Raw genomic sequence first — 15954 nt, 5'->3', positions numbered from 1 at the left:
AAACGGAGCGTGCGAACGCTCCGTTTTTGTTTCTGCCGCCTCCCCCCTGTAGGAACGAGCTTGCTCGCGATGGCGATCCGCCAGACGCCATCGTCACCTTGGGACCGAACGAAGTAACATCCTCTCCATGACTGCCTCTCACGCCTCTTCCTACATCGGGCGCTTTGCCCCAACCCCCAGCGGGCACCTGCATTTCGGCTCGCTGGTCGCCGCCCTGGCCTCCTACCTCGATGCCCGCGCCGTTGGCGGCCGCTGGTTGTTGCGCATGGAAGACCTCGATCCCCCCCGGGAAGAGCCCGGTGCCCAGGCGGCCATTCTCAAGGCCCTGGAAAGCTACGGCTTCGAGTGGGACGGCGAAATGGTCCGCCAGAGCGAGCGGCACGCGGCCTACGCCGAAGTCCTCAACCGTCTGTTCAACCAGGGCCTGGCTTACGCCTGCACCTGTTCGCGCAAGCAACTGGAGCCCTACCACGGCATTTATCCGGGGCTGTGCCGCAATGCCAGACATGGCCAGGAAGATGCCGCCATCCGCTTGCGCGTGCCGGAGCTGGAATATCGTTTCACCGATCGGGTCCAGGGCGAATTCCGCCAGCACCTGGGACGGGATGTGGGCGACTTCGTGATCCGCCGCCGCGACGGCCTCTACGCCTATCAACTGGCAGTGGTGCTCGACGACGCCTGGCAAGGGGTGACCGATATCGTCCGCGGCGCCGACCTGCTGGACTCCACCCCGCGCCAGCTGTACCTGCAGGAGCTGCTCGGCCTGCCACAGCCGCGCTACCTGCATGTGCCGCTGATCACCCAGCCGGATGGGCATAAACTGGGCAAGTCCTACCGCTCCCCGCCGCTGGCCGCGGACCAGGCCACACCACTGCTGTTGCGTGCCCTGCGCGCCCTGGGGCAGAAAACCGACAGCGAAATGGTCCATGCCAGCCCTCGGGAAGTGCTGAGTTGGGGCATCGAACACTGGGATGCTTTACTGATCCCACGCACACTGAGCGTGCCCGAAGCGCAAATCCGCTGACGCCCCTTGCAGGTTGGCGCCCATCCGTTACCATCGCCGCACGTTTTCGGGCACGCACACAATAAAGAGAGGCCGAGATGTACATCTATCGCTTGGTCCTGCTGCTGGTAGTGGGGATCTATCTGTTCTCCCCCGCCATCATGGATTGGTGGATCGATGCTACGGGCGCCTGGTATCGCCCGTATCTGCTCTGGCTGATCCTGATCGTCGTGACCTTCATCCTGCAGAGCCAAAAAGATGCCGATGAGCTTTAGCCTGACCCAGATGATCCTGATCAGCGCCGCGTACCTGCTGGTGCTGTTCGGGGTGGCCTGGATCAGCGAACGCGGCATGATCCCGCGCTCGATCATCCGCCACCCGCTGACCTACACCCTGTCCCTCGGGGTCTACGCCAGCGCCTGGGCCTTTTATGGCACGGTCGGCCTGGCCTATCAGTACGGCTACGGTTTTCTTTCCAGTTATCTCGGGGTTTCCGGTGCCTTCCTGCTGGCGCCGGTGCTGCTTTACCCGATCCTGAAAATCACCCGCACCTACCAACTGTCGTCGCTGGCCGACCTGTTCGCCTTCCGTTTTCGCAGCACCTGGGCCGGCGCGCTGACCACGGTGATCATGCTGGTCGGGGTATTGCCGCTGCTGGCCCTGCAGATCCAGGCGGTCGCGGACTCCATCGGTATCCTCACCCGCGAGCCGGTGCAGCACCGGGTGGCCCTGAGCTTCTGCGCGCTGATCACCCTGTTCACCATCTTCTTCGGCTCCCGGCACATCGCCACCCGGGAAAAGCACGAAGGCCTGGTGTTCGCCATCGCCTTCGAGTCGGTGATCAAGCTGATCGCCATCGGCGGCGTCGGCCTCTATGCCCTGTACGGTGTGTTCGATGGGCCGCAACAGCTGGAACTCTGGCTGCTGCAGAACCAGACCGCCCTCGCCGCCCTGCACACGCCACTGCAGGAAGGACCGTGGCGCACCCTGCTGCTGGTGTTCTTCGCCTCGGCGATCGTGATGCCGCACATGTACCACATGACCTTCACCGAAAACCTCAACCCGCGCTCGCTGGTCAGCGCCAGCTGGGGCCTGCCGCTGTTCCTGTTGCTGATGAGCCTGGCGGTGCCGCTGATCCTCTGGGCCGGCTTGAAACTGGGCGCCACCACCAACCCCGAATACTTCACCCTCGGCATCGGCATCGCCGCCAACAAACCGGCATTGGCCTTGATGGCCTATATCGGTGGGCTTTCCGCCGCCAGCGGCCTGATCATTGTCACGACCCTGGCGCTGTCGGGGATGGCCCTCAACCATCTGGTGCTGCCGCTGTATCAGCCACCGGCCGAAGGCAACATCTACCGCTGGCTGAAATGGACCCGCCGCGCACTGATCGTGGCCATCATCATGGCCGGCTATGCCTTCTACCTGCTGCTAGGGGCCGAACAGGACCTGGCCAACCTCGGCATCGTGGCCTTTGTCGCGACCCTGCAGTTCCTCCCCGGCGTACTCTCGGTGCTGTACTGGCCGACCGCCAACCGGCGCGGCTTCATCGCCGGGCTGATGGCCGGGACGCTGGTGTGGCTGGTGACCATGTTGCTGCCGCTGATCGGCAACTTGCAGGGCTTTTATATACCGCTGCTGAACATGATCTACGTGCTGGACGACACCAGTTGGCACATGGCGGCTATCGCCTCGCTGGCCGCCAACGTCCTGATGTTCACCCTGATTTCGCTGTTCACCAACGCCAGCTCCGAAGAAGCCAGCGCCGCCGAAGCCTGCGCGGTGGACAACGTGCGCCGGCCGCAACGTCGCGAACTGCATGCTGCCTCACCCCAGGAGTTCGCCACCCAGCTGGCCAAGCCCCTGGGTGCCAAGGCCGCGCAGAAGGAAGTCGAGCAGGCGCTGCGCGACCTCTACCTGCCCTTCGACGAGCGCCGCCCCTATGCCCTGCGCCGCTTGCGCGACCGTATCGAGGCCAACCTGTCCGGCCTGATGGGCCCCAGCGTGGCCCAGGACATGGTGGAAACCTTCCTGCCCTACAAGGCCGGCGGCGAAAACTATGTGACCGAAGACATTCACTTCATCGAAAGCCGGCTCGAGGACTACCACTCGCGCCTGACCGGCCTGGCCGCCGAGCTCGATGCCTTGCGCCGCTACCACCGCCAGACCTTGCAGGAACTTCCGATGGGTGTCTGCTCCCTGGCCAAGGACCAGGAAATCCTCATGTGGAACAAGGCCATGGAAGAGCTCACCAGCATTCCGGCGCAGCATGTGGTCGGTTCGCGCCTGAGCACCATCGCCGATCCCTGGAGAGAGCTGCTGCAAGGCTTCATCAACATCCCCGATGAACATCTGCATAAACAGCACCTGGCCCTCGACGGCCAGACCCGCTGGCTGAACCTGCACAAGGCCGCCATCGACGAACCCCTGGCCCCGGGCAACAGCGGCCTGGTGCTGCTGGTAGAAGACCTGACCGAAACCCAGATGCTCGAAGACAAGCTGGTGCATTCCGAGCGGCTGGCCAGCATAGGCCGCCTGGCCGCCGGCGTGGCCCACGAAATCGGCAACCCGATCACCGGTATCGCCTGCCTGGCGCAGAACCTGCGCGAAGAGCGTGAAGAAGACGGCGAACTCACTGAAATCAGCGGCCAGATCCTCGAGCAGACCAAGCGCGTATCGCGCATCGTCCAGTCGCTGATGAGCTTCGCCCACGCCGGCAGTCACCAGCACAACGACGAAGCCGTGTGCCTGGCCGAGGTGGCGCAGGACGCCATTGGTCTGCTGGCGCTGAACCGGCGCAACTTCGAAGTGCAATTCTTCAACCTGTGCGATCCGGACCACTGGGTCGACGGCGACCCGCAACGGCTCGCCCAGGTACTGATCAACCTGCTATCCAATGCCCGCGACGCCTCACCGGCGGGCAGCGCGGTACGGGTCAAGAGCGAGGCCGGCGAACACACGATCGACCTGATCGTCGAAGACGAAGGCAGCGGCATCCCGTCGAGCATCATGGATCGACTGTTCGAACCCTTCTTCACCACCAAGGATCCTGGCGAGGGCACCGGACTGGGCCTTGCACTGGTCTATTCCATCGTTGAAGAGCATTATGGACAAATCACCATCGACAGCCCGGCTGACACCGAAAGCCAACGCGGCACCCGTATCCGGGTGACTTTACCGCGTCATGTCGAAGCGACGTCCGCTGTGAACTGAGACCGTCGAGAGAATCGAATCAATGCCGCACATTTTGATCGTCGAAGACGAAACAATTATCCGCTCCGCCTTGCGCCGCCTGCTGGAACGCAACCAGTACCAGGTCAGCGAAGCCGGTTCCGTGCAGGAAGCACAAGAGCGTTTCAGCATTCCCACGTTCGACCTGATCGTCAGCGACCTGCGCCTGCCAGGCGCCCCCGGCACCGAACTGATCAAGCTCGGCCAGGGCACCCCGGTGCTGATCATGACCAGCTACGCCAGCCTGCGCTCGGCGGTCGACTCAATGAAGATGGGCGCGGTGGACTACATCGCCAAGCCTTTCGACCACGACGAAATGCTCCAGGCCGTGGCGCGCATCCTGCGCGACCGCCAGACCGCGCAAAGCAGCCCCAACGAGCGGCCGGCCGCCAAGCCGGGCAACGGTGCGGACAAAGCCAGCGCCAGCAACGGCGAAATCGGCATCATCGGTTCCTGCCCACCGATGCAGGATCTGTACAGCAAGATCCGCAAGGTCGCCCCGACAGACTCCAATGTACTGATCCAGGGTGAATCCGGGACCGGCAAGGAACTGGTAGCCCGTGCCCTGCACAACCTGTCCAAGCGTGCCAAGGCGCCAATGATCTCGGTGAACTGCGCGGCCATTCCGGAAACCCTGATCGAGTCCGAGCTGTTCGGACATGAAAAAGGCGCCTTCACCGGTGCCAGCGCCGGGCGCGCCGGCCTGGTGGAAGCGGCGGACGGCGGCACCCTGTTCCTCGACGAAATCGGCGAACTGCCACTCGAAGCCCAGGCCCGCCTGTTGCGTGTGCTGCAGGAAGGCGAGATTCGCCGGGTCGGTTCGGTGCAATCGCAGAAGGTCGATGTGCGCCTGATCGCCGCGACCCACCGCGACCTCAAGAGCCTGGCCAAGATCGGCCAGTTCCGTGAAGACCTGTATTACCGCCTGCACGTGATTGCCCTGAAACTGCCAGCCCTGCGCGAGCGCGGCGCCGACGTTAACGAAATCGCCAATGCCTTCCTCGCCCGTCAAAGCGCGCGTGTGGGCCGCACTGACCTGAAGTTCGCTCCGGACGCTGAGCAAGCCATTCGTCACTACTCGTGGCCAGGTAACGTTCGCGAACTGGAAAACGCCGTCGAGCGCTCGGTCATCCTGTGCGAAAGCCCGGAAATCTCCGCCGAGCTTCTGGGTATCGATATCGAACTGAGCGATCTGGAAGACGACGAATTCATCGGCCTGGCGCCCCAGGCCGCCAACGCCAACAACAGCAGCCACGAGCCGACCGAAGACCTGTCGCTGGAAGACTACTTCCAGCATTTCGTCCTCGAGCACCAGGACCATATGACCGAAACCGAACTGGCGCGCAAACTGGGCGTCAGCCGCAAATGCCTGTGGGAACGCCGCCAGCGCCTGGGCATCCCACGGCGCAAGACCGGGGTCGCCAGCGAAAGCTGAAATCCGGCGGTAACGGGTTGCGGGTAACACGCGACCTTGTGAAAAAACTGTTACCTCAGTCATTTCACGTAACAAAAGCCGGGGCTTAAGGTAACGAAGCCCCGGCTTTTTTTCGCCCGCGAAAACTTCAACACCACGCCTAACCCCTTATTTTACTGGGCTTTGCAAAAGTTGGCACGGCACCTGCTATATGTTTGGTACAAGAACAATAACAAGCAATGCATAAGACAATAAAAATAAGACGAATCGACTCACGCACAATAAAAACAACACGGCGGAGGCGCAGCTAACTGATTCTTTTGGAGAGGCGTTGTCATTGGGGCTTGCCCCACAACCAGGCCGAGAACAACAAAAACTGCCCTAAGGCAGAGCCTGAACTGGTTGGATCATCGATCATTGCAACACAGCGACCAAAGCAATCCGTTTGCTCTTGGCTCCCGATTGGGAGGGTTATCCTGGGTTAACCAGGTGACAAGGGCGTTAAACAAAAACAAAAAGCCCGAAACCAATAATAAAAATAGAGCACGCAAACACTTCTGGGGGAGCTTCGGCTCCCCTTGTGGTTTCCGCGATTGCAACTTTACTGACGTAAAGCCCCGCCAACCCGCGTTCCAAAGCCCCGCGCACGACTCGCCGCAGCTTCCTACACCATCCCCCGACTAAATGCTAGAATCCCCGCCCATCATGCGGTCATTCTTCGTTATGGCCGAACATTCCTTCAAACAGTGCATCCCATGCTGAAGAAGTTGTTCCAGTCATTCCGTTCTCCCTTGCGTCGTACGCAACACAAACGCAGCACGCCTGAAGTGCTCAACAGCAGCCAACACTCGCTGCAACGCGCCCAGTTCAGCCGTTATGCGGTGAACATCGTCGAACGCCTGCAGAACGCCGGCTACCAGGCCTACCTGGTCGGCGGTTGCGTGCGCGACATGCTGCTCAATATCACCCCCAAGGATTTCGACGTCGCCACCAGCGCCACGCCGGAACAGGTGCGGGCCGAATTCCGCAACGCGCGGATCATCGGCCGTCGGTTCAAGCTGGTGCATATCCACTTCGGTCGCGAAATCATCGAGGTCGCGACCTTCCGCGCCAATCACCCGCAAAACGATGAAGAGGAAGACAGCAACCAATCCTCGCGCAACGAAAGCGGGCGCATCCTGCGCGACAACGTGTACGGCACCCTTGAAGAGGACGCCCAGCGCCGCGACTTCACCATCAACGCCCTGTATTACGATCCGGTCAGCGAACGCATCCTCGATTACGCCAACGGCGTGCACGACATTCGCAATCACCTGGTCCGCCTGATCGGCGACCCACGCCAGCGCTACCAGGAAGACCCGGTACGCATGCTGCGGGCCGTGCGCTTTGCCGCCAAGCTGGATTTCGGCATCGAGAAACACACTGCCACACCGATCCGCGACCTGGCCCCCATGCTGCGGGAAATCCCCTCGGCGCGCCTGTTCGAGGAAGTGCTCAAGCTGTTCCTGTCCGGCCATGCCGCCGACACCTTCGAGATGCTGGTCGACCTGCAACTGTTCGATCCGCTGTTCCCGGCCAGCGCCGAGGCACTGGAGTACAACCCGACCTACACCCATACGCTGATCAGCGAAGCCCTGGTCAATACCGACCTGCGCATCAAGCAGAACAAGCCGGTAACCCCAGCCTTCCTGTTCGCCGCGCTGCTGTGGCCTGCCTTGCCGGCTCGCGTGCTGCGCCTTCAGGAACGCGGCATGCCGCCGATTCCGGCGATGCAGGAGGCCGCTCACGAATTGATCAGCGAACAGTGCCAGCGCATCGCCATTCCAAAACGCTTCACCATGCCGATCCGCGAAATCTGGGACATGCAGGAACGTCTGCCACGCCGCAGCGGCAAGCGCGCCGATCAACTGCTGGACAACCCGCGGTTCCGCGCCGGCTATGACTTCCTGCTGCTGCGCGAAAGCGCCGGCGAACAGACCGATGGCCTGGGCGAATGGTGGACCGACTATCAGGACGCCAACGAAGCCGGTCGCCGCGACATGATTCGCGATCTGAGCGGCAAGGACGAAGCCGGCACAGGTCCGCGCAAGCGTCGCCGCAGCAGTGGTGCCAAACGCAAACGCGCCACCGCCGGCGCACCGAGCGCTTCCGGCGAATAACCCGATGGAACGCATCTACATCGGCATGGGCAGCAACCTGGCTGCCCCGGCAGAGCAATTGCGCAGCGCGATCGACGCCCTGGCGCAGTTGCCGCACAGCCAACTGGCGGGCGTCTCGGCCTTCTATCAAAGCGACTCCCTGCTGCCCGGCCAACCGCGCTACACCAACGCCGTGGCCGCCCTGGACAGCAGCCTCGCGCCCCTCGAACTGCTGGACGCCCTGCAAGCCATCGAAAACGGCCAGGGCCGCGAGCGCCTCGAACGTTGGGGGCCACGCACCCTGGACCTGGACATCCTGCTGTTCGGCGATCGACTGATCGACGAACCGCGGCTCAAGGTCCCGCATTACCATATGCAGGCCCGGGCCTTCGTCCTCTATCCCCTGGCCGAACTGGCCCCCGCCGACCTGCAACTGGCCGACGGCCGCCACCTGCGCGATCTGCTCGCCGCCTGCCCATTTGTCGGCCTGGAACGCCTGGCCTGACTGCTGAAACGCATCAGTTACGGCGGTAACACTCACGCCGTAACAATGCGGTAACACATGCAATTGACTTCCCGAGTTCTCCTCACGACTATAGGCGTCCCGTTGCCGCCAACCCGGCGTTACAGGGCGCAATCCAGGCCTTATAAGCACGACAACAGACCGTGCGCCTGTATAGATAAGAATCACGCGCGTTACTCGCAGCAGTTTCCAGAGCGCCTGAATGAGGACCTTTTTTCATGCCAGACATCACCCTGACCACCCTGCAAGGCCTCAAGCAGAAAGGTGAAAAAATCACCATGCTGACCTGCTATGACGCGACCTTCGCCCACACCTGTTGCCAGGCTGGCGTTGAAGTACTGCTGGTGGGCGACTCCCTCGGCATGGTCTTGCAAGGGCACGACAGCACACTGCCAGTCACTACCGCCGAGATGGCCTACCACGTCGCCGCAGTCAAACGCGGCAACAGTGGCTCCCTGATCCTCGCCGACCTGCCGTTCATGGCCTACGCCACCACCGAGCAGGCCCTGAACAACAGCGCCCAGTTGATGCAGGCCGGTGCGCACATGATCAAAGTCGAAGGCGCGCTCTGGCTGGCGGAGTCCATCCGCCTGCTGGCCGAACGCGGTATCCCGGTCTGCGCCCACATGGGCCTGACCCCGCAATCGGTGAACATCCTCGGCGGCTACAAGGTCCAGGGCCGTAACGAAAACCAGGCCCGGCAGATGCGTGCCGACGCCATTGCTCTGGAAGCAGCCGGCGCAGCGATGCTGCTGCTCGAATGCGTGCCGAGCGAACTGGCGGCGGAAATCACCCAGGCGGTGAAGATTCCGGTGATCGGCATCGGTGCCGGCAGCGGCACCGACGGTCAGGTGCTGGTTCTGCACGACATGCTGGGCCTGTCCCTGAGCGGTCGCGCGCCGAAGTTCGTGAAGAACTTCATGGCCGGCCAGGAAAGCATCCAGGCCGCCCTGAGCGCCTACGTCAATGAAGTCAAGGCCGTGACCTTCCCAGGCGCCGAACACGGGTTTTCTGCATGAATACTGTAAAAACCGTACGTGAACTGCGTGCCGCCGTGGCCCGTGCCCGCAGCGAGGGCAAGCGCATCGGCTTCGTACCGACCATGGGTAACCTGCACAGCGGTCATGCGGCCCTGGTGACCAAGGCGGCCCAGCGGGTGGATTTCGTGGTGGCGAGCATTTTCGTCAACCCGCTGCAGTTCGGCGCCGGCGAAGACCTCGACAAGTACCCGCGGACCCTGGCCGCCGACCAGGAAAAGCTCCTGCAAGCCGGTTGCCATCTGCTGTTCGCCCCGACCGTCGAAGAGATGTACCCCGACGGCATGGACGGCCAGACCCGGGTCAGCGTGCCGCAACTCTCCGAAGGCCTGTGCGGCGCCAGCCGTCCCGGGCATTTCGAAGGAGTGGCCACGGTGGTCAGCAAGCTGTTCAACATGGTGCAGCCGGACCTTGCGGTCTTCGGCCAGAAGGACTTCCAGCAACTGGCGGTGATCCGCGCCCTGGTGCATGACCTGAACATGCCGATCCAGATCATCGGCGAGCCCACCGTACGTGCCGCCGACGGCCTCGCGCTGTCGTCGCGCAACGGCTACCTGAGCGAGGAACAACGTGCCATCGCCCCCGCGATCTATCGTGGCCTGACTCAGATCGCCGAGGCCATCAGCCAGGGCGAGCGGGACTATCCAAAGCTGCTGGACGAGCAAAGACGAGTGCTCGAAGCCGCAGGTTTGCGCCCCGATTACCTGGAAATCCGCCACGCCCGGACCCTGCGCCCGGCCACCGCGCAAGACCGCGACCTGGTGATCCTGGCGGCGGCCTATCTGGGCGCTACCCGCCTGATCGACAACCTGCATCTGGACCTCGACGCCTAGGTCCCAAAGGCCGATTGCCCGAAGCCCGACCTTCGGGCAAACTGCCGCCGCCCGGGGCCTGCAGCGATGCTGCGGGCCCTGTTCGAGGACCTGACCGAGAGAACACCACTCATGCACGCCATCATGCTCAAGGCCAAGCTGCATCGCGCCGAAGTCACCCACGCTGTGCTCGACTACGAAGGCTCTTGCGCCATCGACGGCGAATGGCTGGACTTGTCCGGTATCCGTGAGTACGAACAGATCCAGATCTACAACGTCGACAATGGCGAACGCTTCACCACCTACGCCATTCGTGGCGAGGAAGGCTCGCGCATGATCTCGGTCAACGGCGCCGCCGCGCACAAGGCCAAGGTCGGCGACCGGGTGATCATCTGCGCTTACGCTCACTACAGCGAAGCCGAACTGCTCAACTTCAAGCCACGCATGCTCTATATGGCGCCGGGCAACGAGCTGAGCCACACCAGCCATGCCATCCCGGTTCAGGTCGCCTGAACCCCAGTCATTCTCACCCCCTGAAATCCCGTTCGTGCGCGGCTCTGAGGCGCCGGTGTAAAAAAGTACCGGCCGCAGGTCAGACAAAGCCAAGACAGATCAGCACGCGAGAGTTACTGTTATCGCCCTGCGTGCTTAATCGTGTCAGCGCAGGTTTGACCGAACGTTATTCTTCGAGCAGGACGTTCCGGGCTTTTCAGTGTCCAACAGGCAGTTCAAGTAAAAGGAAAACCGCAGCGATGGCGTACTACCGCACTCCTCACGACGTTACCGCTCTGCCCGCCTGGCAAGCGTTGAATGACCACCGCCAGGCCATGCAGGATTTCAGCATGCGCGAGGCCTTCAATGCCGACCCGCAGCGCTTTCATCAATTCAGCCTCAGCGGCTGTGGGCTTTTTCTCGATTACTCGAAGAACCTGATCACCTCCGAAACCCGCAACCTGCTGGTGGGCCTGGCCAACGAAGCCGGCCTGCAGGACGCGATCAAGGCGTTGTTCGCCGGTGAGTTGGTCAACTCTTCCGAAGGCCGTCCGGCCCTGCACACCGCCCTGCGCCGCCCGGTGGGCGACAAGCTGTCGGTCAACGGCGTCAACGTGATGCCGGAAGTGCACAAGGTGCTGAACCAGATCACCGAGCTGGTCGGGCGCATCCATGACGGCCTGTGGCGTGGCTACACCGAAAAGCCGATCACCGACGTGGTGAACATCGGCATCGGCGGCTCCTTCCTCGGCCCGGAGCTGGTGTCCGAAGCCCTGTTGTCCTACGCCCAGAAAGGCGTGCGTTGCCATTACCTGGCCAATATCGACGGCAGCGAGTTCCACGAGCTGTCCTCGAAGATCCGCGCCGAAACCACGCTGTTCATTGTCTCGTCGAAGTCCTTCAATACCCTGGAAACCCTGAAGAACGCCCAGGCCGCACGCGCCTGGTACCTGGCTCAGGGCGGCTCCGAGGCCGAGCTGTATCGCCACTTCATCGCAGTGTCGAGCAACAACGCCGCCGCGGTGGCCTTCGGCATCCGCGAAGAAAACATCTTCCCGATGTGGGACTGGGTCGGCGGGCGTTACTCGCTGTGGTCGGCCATCGGCCTGCCGATCGCCCTGGCCATCGGCATGTCCAACTTCAAGGAACTGCTGTCCGGTGCCTACACCATGGACCAGCACTTCCAGACCGCGCCGTTCGAGCAGAACATGCCGGTTCTCCTGGCCCTGCTGGGCGTGTGGTATGGCAACTTCTGGGGCGCGCAAAGCCACGCGATCCTGCCGTACGACCACTACCTGCGCAACATCACCAAGCACTTGCAGCAGCTGGACATGGAATCCAACGGCAAGAGCGTGCGCCAAGACGGCACGCCGGTTTCCACCGACACCGGCCCGGTGATCTGGGGGGGCGTGGGCTGCAACGGCCAGCACGCGTACCACCAGTTGTTGCACCAGGGCACCCAGCTGATTCCGGCCGACTTCATCGTGCCGATCGTCAGCTTCAACCCGGTCGCCGACCATCACCAGTGGCTGTACGCCAACTGCCTGTCGCAAAGCCAGGCGCTGATGCTCGGCAAGACGCGCGCCGAGGCCGAGGCCGAGCTGCGTGAAAAAGGCCTGAGCGAGGCCGAAGTCCAGAAGCTGGCACCGCACAAGGTGATCCCCGGCAACCGCCCGAGCAACACCCTGGTGGTCGAGCGCATCAGCCCACGCCGCTTGGGCGCACTGGTGGCGATGTACGAACACAAGGTCTTCGTGCAGAGCGTGATCTGGGGCATCAACGCCTTCGACCAATGGGGCGTGGAGCTGGGCAAGGAGCTGGGCAAGGGCGTCTACAACCGCCTGGTCGGCAGCGAAGAAGCCCCGGCCGAGGATGCTTCGACCCAGGGCCTGATCAACTACTTCCGCGGTCGCCACCGCGGTTGATAGCCCGCTGAAATCCCCCTTCGCGAACCGGCCCGCTGCTGTGCAAACCCCATCCATTGCATAGCAGCGGGCCGATTCTCGATCGGTCGCCCAAGACCGCCCTCCCCTTGAACCCCTTCCGATCAAGGCGCATCTTTATTACTTGTCGCTAAAACAAGAATAAGGAACCGTCATGTTCGATATCAGCATGTTCCCCCAAGCCGATGCCGTCCGCCGGGCCGCACAATTGAGTCAGGATGACTACCAGCGGCTGTACCGCGAATCCATCGAGCATCCCAGTACCTTCTGGGCCGAACAGGCCACCCGCTTTCTCGACTGGAGCGCTCCCTGGCAAACCGTGCAGCGCTATGACCTGAAAACCGGCGCCGCCAGCTGGTTCGCCGGCGGCCAGTTGAACGTCAGCTACAACTGCATCGACCGCCATCTGGAAAAACGCGGCGATCAGGTAGCGATCATCTGGGAAGGCGACGACCCTGCCGAGTCGCTGCAAATCACCTACAAGAAACTCCATCACTATGTCTGCCGCCTGGCCAACGTCCTGAAAAGCCGCGGCGTGAAAAAAGGCGACCGGGTGTGCATCTACATGCCGATGATCCCCGAGGCGGCCTACGCCATGCTCGCCTGCACCCGTATCGGTGCGGTGCACTCGGTGGTCTTTGGCGGATTTTCCCCGGACGCGCTGCGCGACCGCATTCTCGACGCCGACTGCCGCACCGTGATCACCGCTGACGAAGGGGTGCGCGGCGGCAAGTTCATCCCCTTGAAAAACAACGTCGACAAGGCCCTGCAAAGCTGCCCGAACGTCAGCACTGTGGTGGTGGTCGAGCGCACCCAGAACCCGGTGAACTGGGTCGAAGGCCGCGACCTCTGGTATCACCAGGCGCTGCGCGACGTCGAAGACGACTGCCCGCCGCAACCGATGGACGCCGAAGACCCGCTGTTCATCCTCTACACCTCCGGCAGCACCGGTAAACCCAAAGGCGTGCTGCACACCACCGGCGGCTACTTGCTGCAAGCGGCGATGACCTTCAAATACGTACTGGACTACCGCAAAGGCGAAGTCTTCTGGTGCACCGCCGACGTCGGCTGGGTCACCGGCCACAGCTACATCGTCTACGGCCCGCTGGCCAATGGCGCGACCACCCTGATCTTCGAGGGCGTGCCCAGTTATCCGAGCAGTTCGCGCTTCTGGGAGGTCATCGACAAGCACCGGGTGAACATCTTCTACACCGCCCCCACCGCATTGCGGGCGCTGATGCGCGAAGGCCCCGAGCCGCTGCAACACACCTCGCGCAGCAGCCTGCGCCTGCTGGGCACTGTCGGCGAGCCGATCAACCCGGAAGCCTGGGAATGGTATTTCAATAGCGTCGGCGAGCAGCGCTGCCCGATCGTCGACACCTGGTGGCAGACCGAAACCGGCGGCATCATGCTCAGCCCGCTGGTCAGTGCCAGCTACATCAAGCCGGGCTGCGCCACCCGCCCGATGTTCGGCGTGCAACCGGTGCTGCTGGATGAGCACGGCAAGGAAATCAGCGGCGCCGGCAGCGGCATCCTGGCGATCAAGGCCAGTTGGCCGGCACAGATCCGCAGCGTCTACGGCGACCCGCAGCGCATGGTCGAGACCTATTTCAAACCCTACCCGGGCTATTACTTCACCGGCGACGGTGCGCGGCGCGATGAAGACGGCGACTACTGGATCACCGGACGTATCGACGACGTAATCAATGTGTCCGGGCATCGCATCGGCACCGCCGAAGTCGAGAGCGCCCTGGTCCTGCACGACAGCATCGCCGAGGCCGCGGTGGTCGGCTATCCCCATGACCTCAAGGGCCAGGGCATCTATGCCTTTGTCACCCCGATGAACGGCGTCGAGCCCAGCGATGAGCTGAAGAAGGAACTGTTGAGCCTGGTCAGTCGCGAGATCGGCAGTTTCGCCAAGCCGGAACTGATCCAGTGGGCGCCGGCCTTGCCGAAAACCCGCTCGGGCAAGATCATGCGGCGTATCCTGCGCAAGATCGCCTGCAACGAGCTCGACAGTCTGGGCGATACCTCGACCCTGGCCGACCCGAGCGTGGTCGAGGGCCTGATCGATAAACGCCTGAACCTCTGAGCGGGGCCTCGGGCCTCAACCAAGGAACAGCCAAGCGGTATGGAATTCATTCGCAGTCGTATCGAAACCCAGGTGATGAGCCTGGGTGGCCTGTCGCTGGGCCAGCTCGACCTGGACAACCCCAAGGGCGACCCGGGCCTGTTCGGCCCGGACGCTATCTGCTGGCAGGTGCATGGCGATTTCAGCAGCATGCTGATCGGCGGCATCAGCGCCTTGCTGATGCAGGCCCTGCACCCACTGGCCCTGGCCGGGGTCTGGGATCACTCGAACTTCCGGGAAGACATGATCGGGCGCCTGCGGCGCACCGCACAGTTCATTTCCGGCACCACCTTCGGCTCGCGCCAGGATGCCGAATGGCTGATCGACAAGGTGCGCACCATTCACCTGCAGATCGTCGGCCATGCGCCAGACGGCCGGCCGTACTCCGCCAACGATCCGCAACTGCTGACCTGGGTACATGTGGCCGAGGTCAGCAGCTTTCTGGCGGCGCACCTGCGTTATCGCAACCCGCACCTGTCGCCTGCCGACCAGGACCGTTACTACGGGGAAGTCGCGCTGATCGCCGAGCGTCTTGGCGCCACTGATGTACCGCGCTCGCGCCGGGCCGTGGCGGATTACCTGGCACGGATGCGCCCCCAGTTGCTCTGCGATGAACGCAGCCGCGAGGTGCTGCGTTTGCTCTTGGCGGCACCTGCCCCAAGCCGCCTGGCCAAGCCATTTGGCTCGTTGATGATGCAGGCCGGCATCGACCTGTTGCCCGACTGGGCCAGCGATATGCTCGGCGTCAACCAGGGTCTGCTGCAACGCCAGCTGATCCGCGCCAGCGTCAACCGCAGTGCGCCGATGCTGCGCTGGGCGGTACGCAACGGCTCGATACATCGCGCACGCCGGCGCATGGGCCTGTAATACCCGACCGGGCGAACAGAACGCGACCCACCGGTTCGCGATTGGCGACGTCGCGACCTTCTATGCAACCATGATTTTCCAAGTTCTCGCGCACCGGTCACCTGCCAATGGCCGCCGACCGATGCCGCCAATAACGATGAGGATTCGCGCCATGCAAGACGTCGTAATCGTTGCCGCCACCCGCACCGCGGTCGGCAGTTTCCAGGGTTCGCTGGCGAACATTCCCGCGGTCGATCTGGGGGCCGCGGTGATCCGCCAGCTGTTGGCCCAGACCGGCCTGGACGGCGCCCAGGTCGATGAAGTGATCATGGGCCAGGTGCTCACCGCCGGCGCCGGGCAGAACCCCGCGCGCCAGGCCGCGAT

At 62.9% G+C, this 15954-nt stretch carries 13 protein-coding genes; all 13 read left to right on the top strand.

Annotated elements, in window-relative coordinates:
- Nucleotides 1-127 precede the first annotated feature (127 nt).
- Entirely contained in the window at nucleotides 128-1024 is an 897-nt protein-coding gene (gluQRS, locus tag AC07VU_RS30265) for a tRNA glutamyl-Q(34) synthetase GluQRS (protein WP_274304655.1), read from the top strand.
- 77 nt (nucleotides 1025-1101) lie between these two features.
- Nucleotides 1102-1278 carry a hypothetical protein gene (locus tag AC07VU_RS30260; RefSeq protein ID WP_003176118.1) on the top strand — a complete coding sequence of 59 codons (177 nt, stop codon included), beginning with the start codon at nucleotides 1102-1104 and terminating at the stop codon, nucleotides 1276-1278.
- On the top strand, nucleotides 1262-4216 hold the full coding sequence (locus AC07VU_RS30255) for a sensor histidine kinase (protein ID WP_009045655.1): 2955 nt from the start codon (nucleotides 1262-1264) through the stop codon (nucleotides 4214-4216). Before AC07VU_RS30260 ends, AC07VU_RS30255 begins: the two co-directional genes overlap by 17 nt.
- A gap of 22 nt (nucleotides 4217-4238) precedes the next feature.
- Nucleotides 4239-5669, top strand: coding sequence for a sigma-54-dependent transcriptional regulator (locus AC07VU_RS30250; RefSeq protein WP_007924652.1), 1431 nt, complete (start codon nucleotides 4239-4241; stop codon nucleotides 5667-5669).
- A gap of 734 nt (nucleotides 5670-6403) precedes the next feature.
- On the top strand, nucleotides 6404-7807 hold the full coding sequence (locus AC07VU_RS30245; protein ID WP_009045657.1) for a polynucleotide adenylyltransferase PcnB: 1404 nt from the start codon (nucleotides 6404-6406) through the stop codon (nucleotides 7805-7807).
- 4 nt (nucleotides 7808-7811) lie between these two features.
- Complete coding sequence (gene folK, locus AC07VU_RS30240) at nucleotides 7812-8291, top strand: 2-amino-4-hydroxy-6-hydroxymethyldihydropteridine diphosphokinase (protein WP_009045658.1); 480 nt, start codon at nucleotides 7812-7814, stop codon at nucleotides 8289-8291.
- Between the two features lie 236 nt (nucleotides 8292-8527).
- Nucleotides 8528-9328: a 3-methyl-2-oxobutanoate hydroxymethyltransferase gene (gene panB, locus AC07VU_RS30235; protein ID WP_210689340.1), complete on the top strand. Its 801-nt coding sequence runs from the start codon at nucleotides 8528-8530 to the stop codon at nucleotides 9326-9328.
- Nucleotides 9325-10179 carry a pantoate--beta-alanine ligase gene (gene panC / locus AC07VU_RS30230; RefSeq protein ID WP_053262698.1) on the top strand — a complete coding sequence of 285 codons (855 nt, stop codon included), beginning with the start codon at nucleotides 9325-9327 and terminating at the stop codon, nucleotides 10177-10179. The genes panB and panC overlap by 4 nt, the downstream gene beginning before the upstream one ends.
- 111 nt (nucleotides 10180-10290) lie before the next feature.
- Nucleotides 10291-10671, top strand: a complete 381-nt coding sequence (gene panD, locus AC07VU_RS30225; protein ID WP_007924662.1) for an aspartate 1-decarboxylase — start codon at nucleotides 10291-10293, stop codon at nucleotides 10669-10671.
- A gap of 239 nt (nucleotides 10672-10910) precedes the next feature.
- Nucleotides 10911-12575: a glucose-6-phosphate isomerase gene (gene pgi, locus AC07VU_RS30220; RefSeq protein ID WP_150052913.1), complete on the top strand. Its 1665-nt coding sequence runs from the start codon at nucleotides 10911-10913 to the stop codon at nucleotides 12573-12575.
- 172 nt (nucleotides 12576-12747) lie between these two features.
- Entirely contained in the window at nucleotides 12748-14685 is a 1938-nt protein-coding gene (gene acs / locus AC07VU_RS30215) for an acetate--CoA ligase (RefSeq protein WP_495031006.1), read from the top strand.
- A 39-nt stretch (nucleotides 14686-14724) separates the two neighbouring features.
- On the top strand, nucleotides 14725-15591 hold the full coding sequence (locus tag AC07VU_RS30210) for an oxygenase MpaB family protein (protein ID WP_457274945.1): 867 nt from the start codon (nucleotides 14725-14727) through the stop codon (nucleotides 15589-15591).
- A gap of 151 nt (nucleotides 15592-15742) precedes the next feature.
- Nucleotides 15743-15954, top strand: a 212-nt coding sequence (locus AC07VU_RS30205; protein ID WP_495031005.1) for a thiolase family protein, incomplete at its 3' end; no start/stop codon positions are given.

Source organism: Pseudomonas sp. GW821-FHT02B10, assembly GCF_059421865.1.
The sequence above is the reverse complement of the archived record's forward strand: the minus strand, read 5'-3'. Positions and strand labels throughout refer to the sequence as shown.

Excerpts from the sequence above, each read along its gene's own strand:
- panC (WP_053262698.1), top strand. The coding sequence starts at position 9,325 with ATGAATACTGTAAAAACCGTACGTGAACTGCGTGCCGCCGTGGCCCGT.
- AC07VU_RS30260 (WP_003176118.1), top strand. The coding sequence starts at position 1,102 with ATGTACATCTATCGCTTGGTCCTGCTGCTGGTAGTGGGGATCTATCTG.
- folK (WP_009045658.1), top strand. The coding sequence starts at position 7,812 with ATGGAACGCATCTACATCGGCATGGGCAGCAACCTGGCTGCCCCGGCA.
- AC07VU_RS30250 (WP_007924652.1), top strand. The coding sequence starts at position 4,239 with ATGCCGCACATTTTGATCGTCGAAGACGAAACAATTATCCGCTCCGCC.
- AC07VU_RS30255 (WP_009045655.1), top strand. The coding sequence starts at position 1,262 with ATGCCGATGAGCTTTAGCCTGACCCAGATGATCCTGATCAGCGCCGCG.
- AC07VU_RS30210 (WP_457274945.1), top strand. The coding sequence starts at position 14,725 with ATGGAATTCATTCGCAGTCGTATCGAAACCCAGGTGATGAGCCTGGGT.
- gluQRS (WP_274304655.1), top strand. The coding sequence starts at position 128 with ATGACTGCCTCTCACGCCTCTTCCTACATCGGGCGCTTTGCCCCAACC.
- panB (WP_210689340.1), top strand. The coding sequence starts at position 8,528 with ATGCCAGACATCACCCTGACCACCCTGCAAGGCCTCAAGCAGAAAGGT.
- AC07VU_RS30245 (WP_009045657.1), top strand. The coding sequence starts at position 6,404 with ATGCTGAAGAAGTTGTTCCAGTCATTCCGTTCTCCCTTGCGTCGTACG.
- acs (WP_495031006.1), top strand. The coding sequence starts at position 12,748 with ATGTTCGATATCAGCATGTTCCCCCAAGCCGATGCCGTCCGCCGGGCC.
- pgi (WP_150052913.1), top strand. The coding sequence starts at position 10,911 with ATGGCGTACTACCGCACTCCTCACGACGTTACCGCTCTGCCCGCCTGG.
- panD (WP_007924662.1), top strand. The coding sequence starts at position 10,291 with ATGCACGCCATCATGCTCAAGGCCAAGCTGCATCGCGCCGAAGTCACC.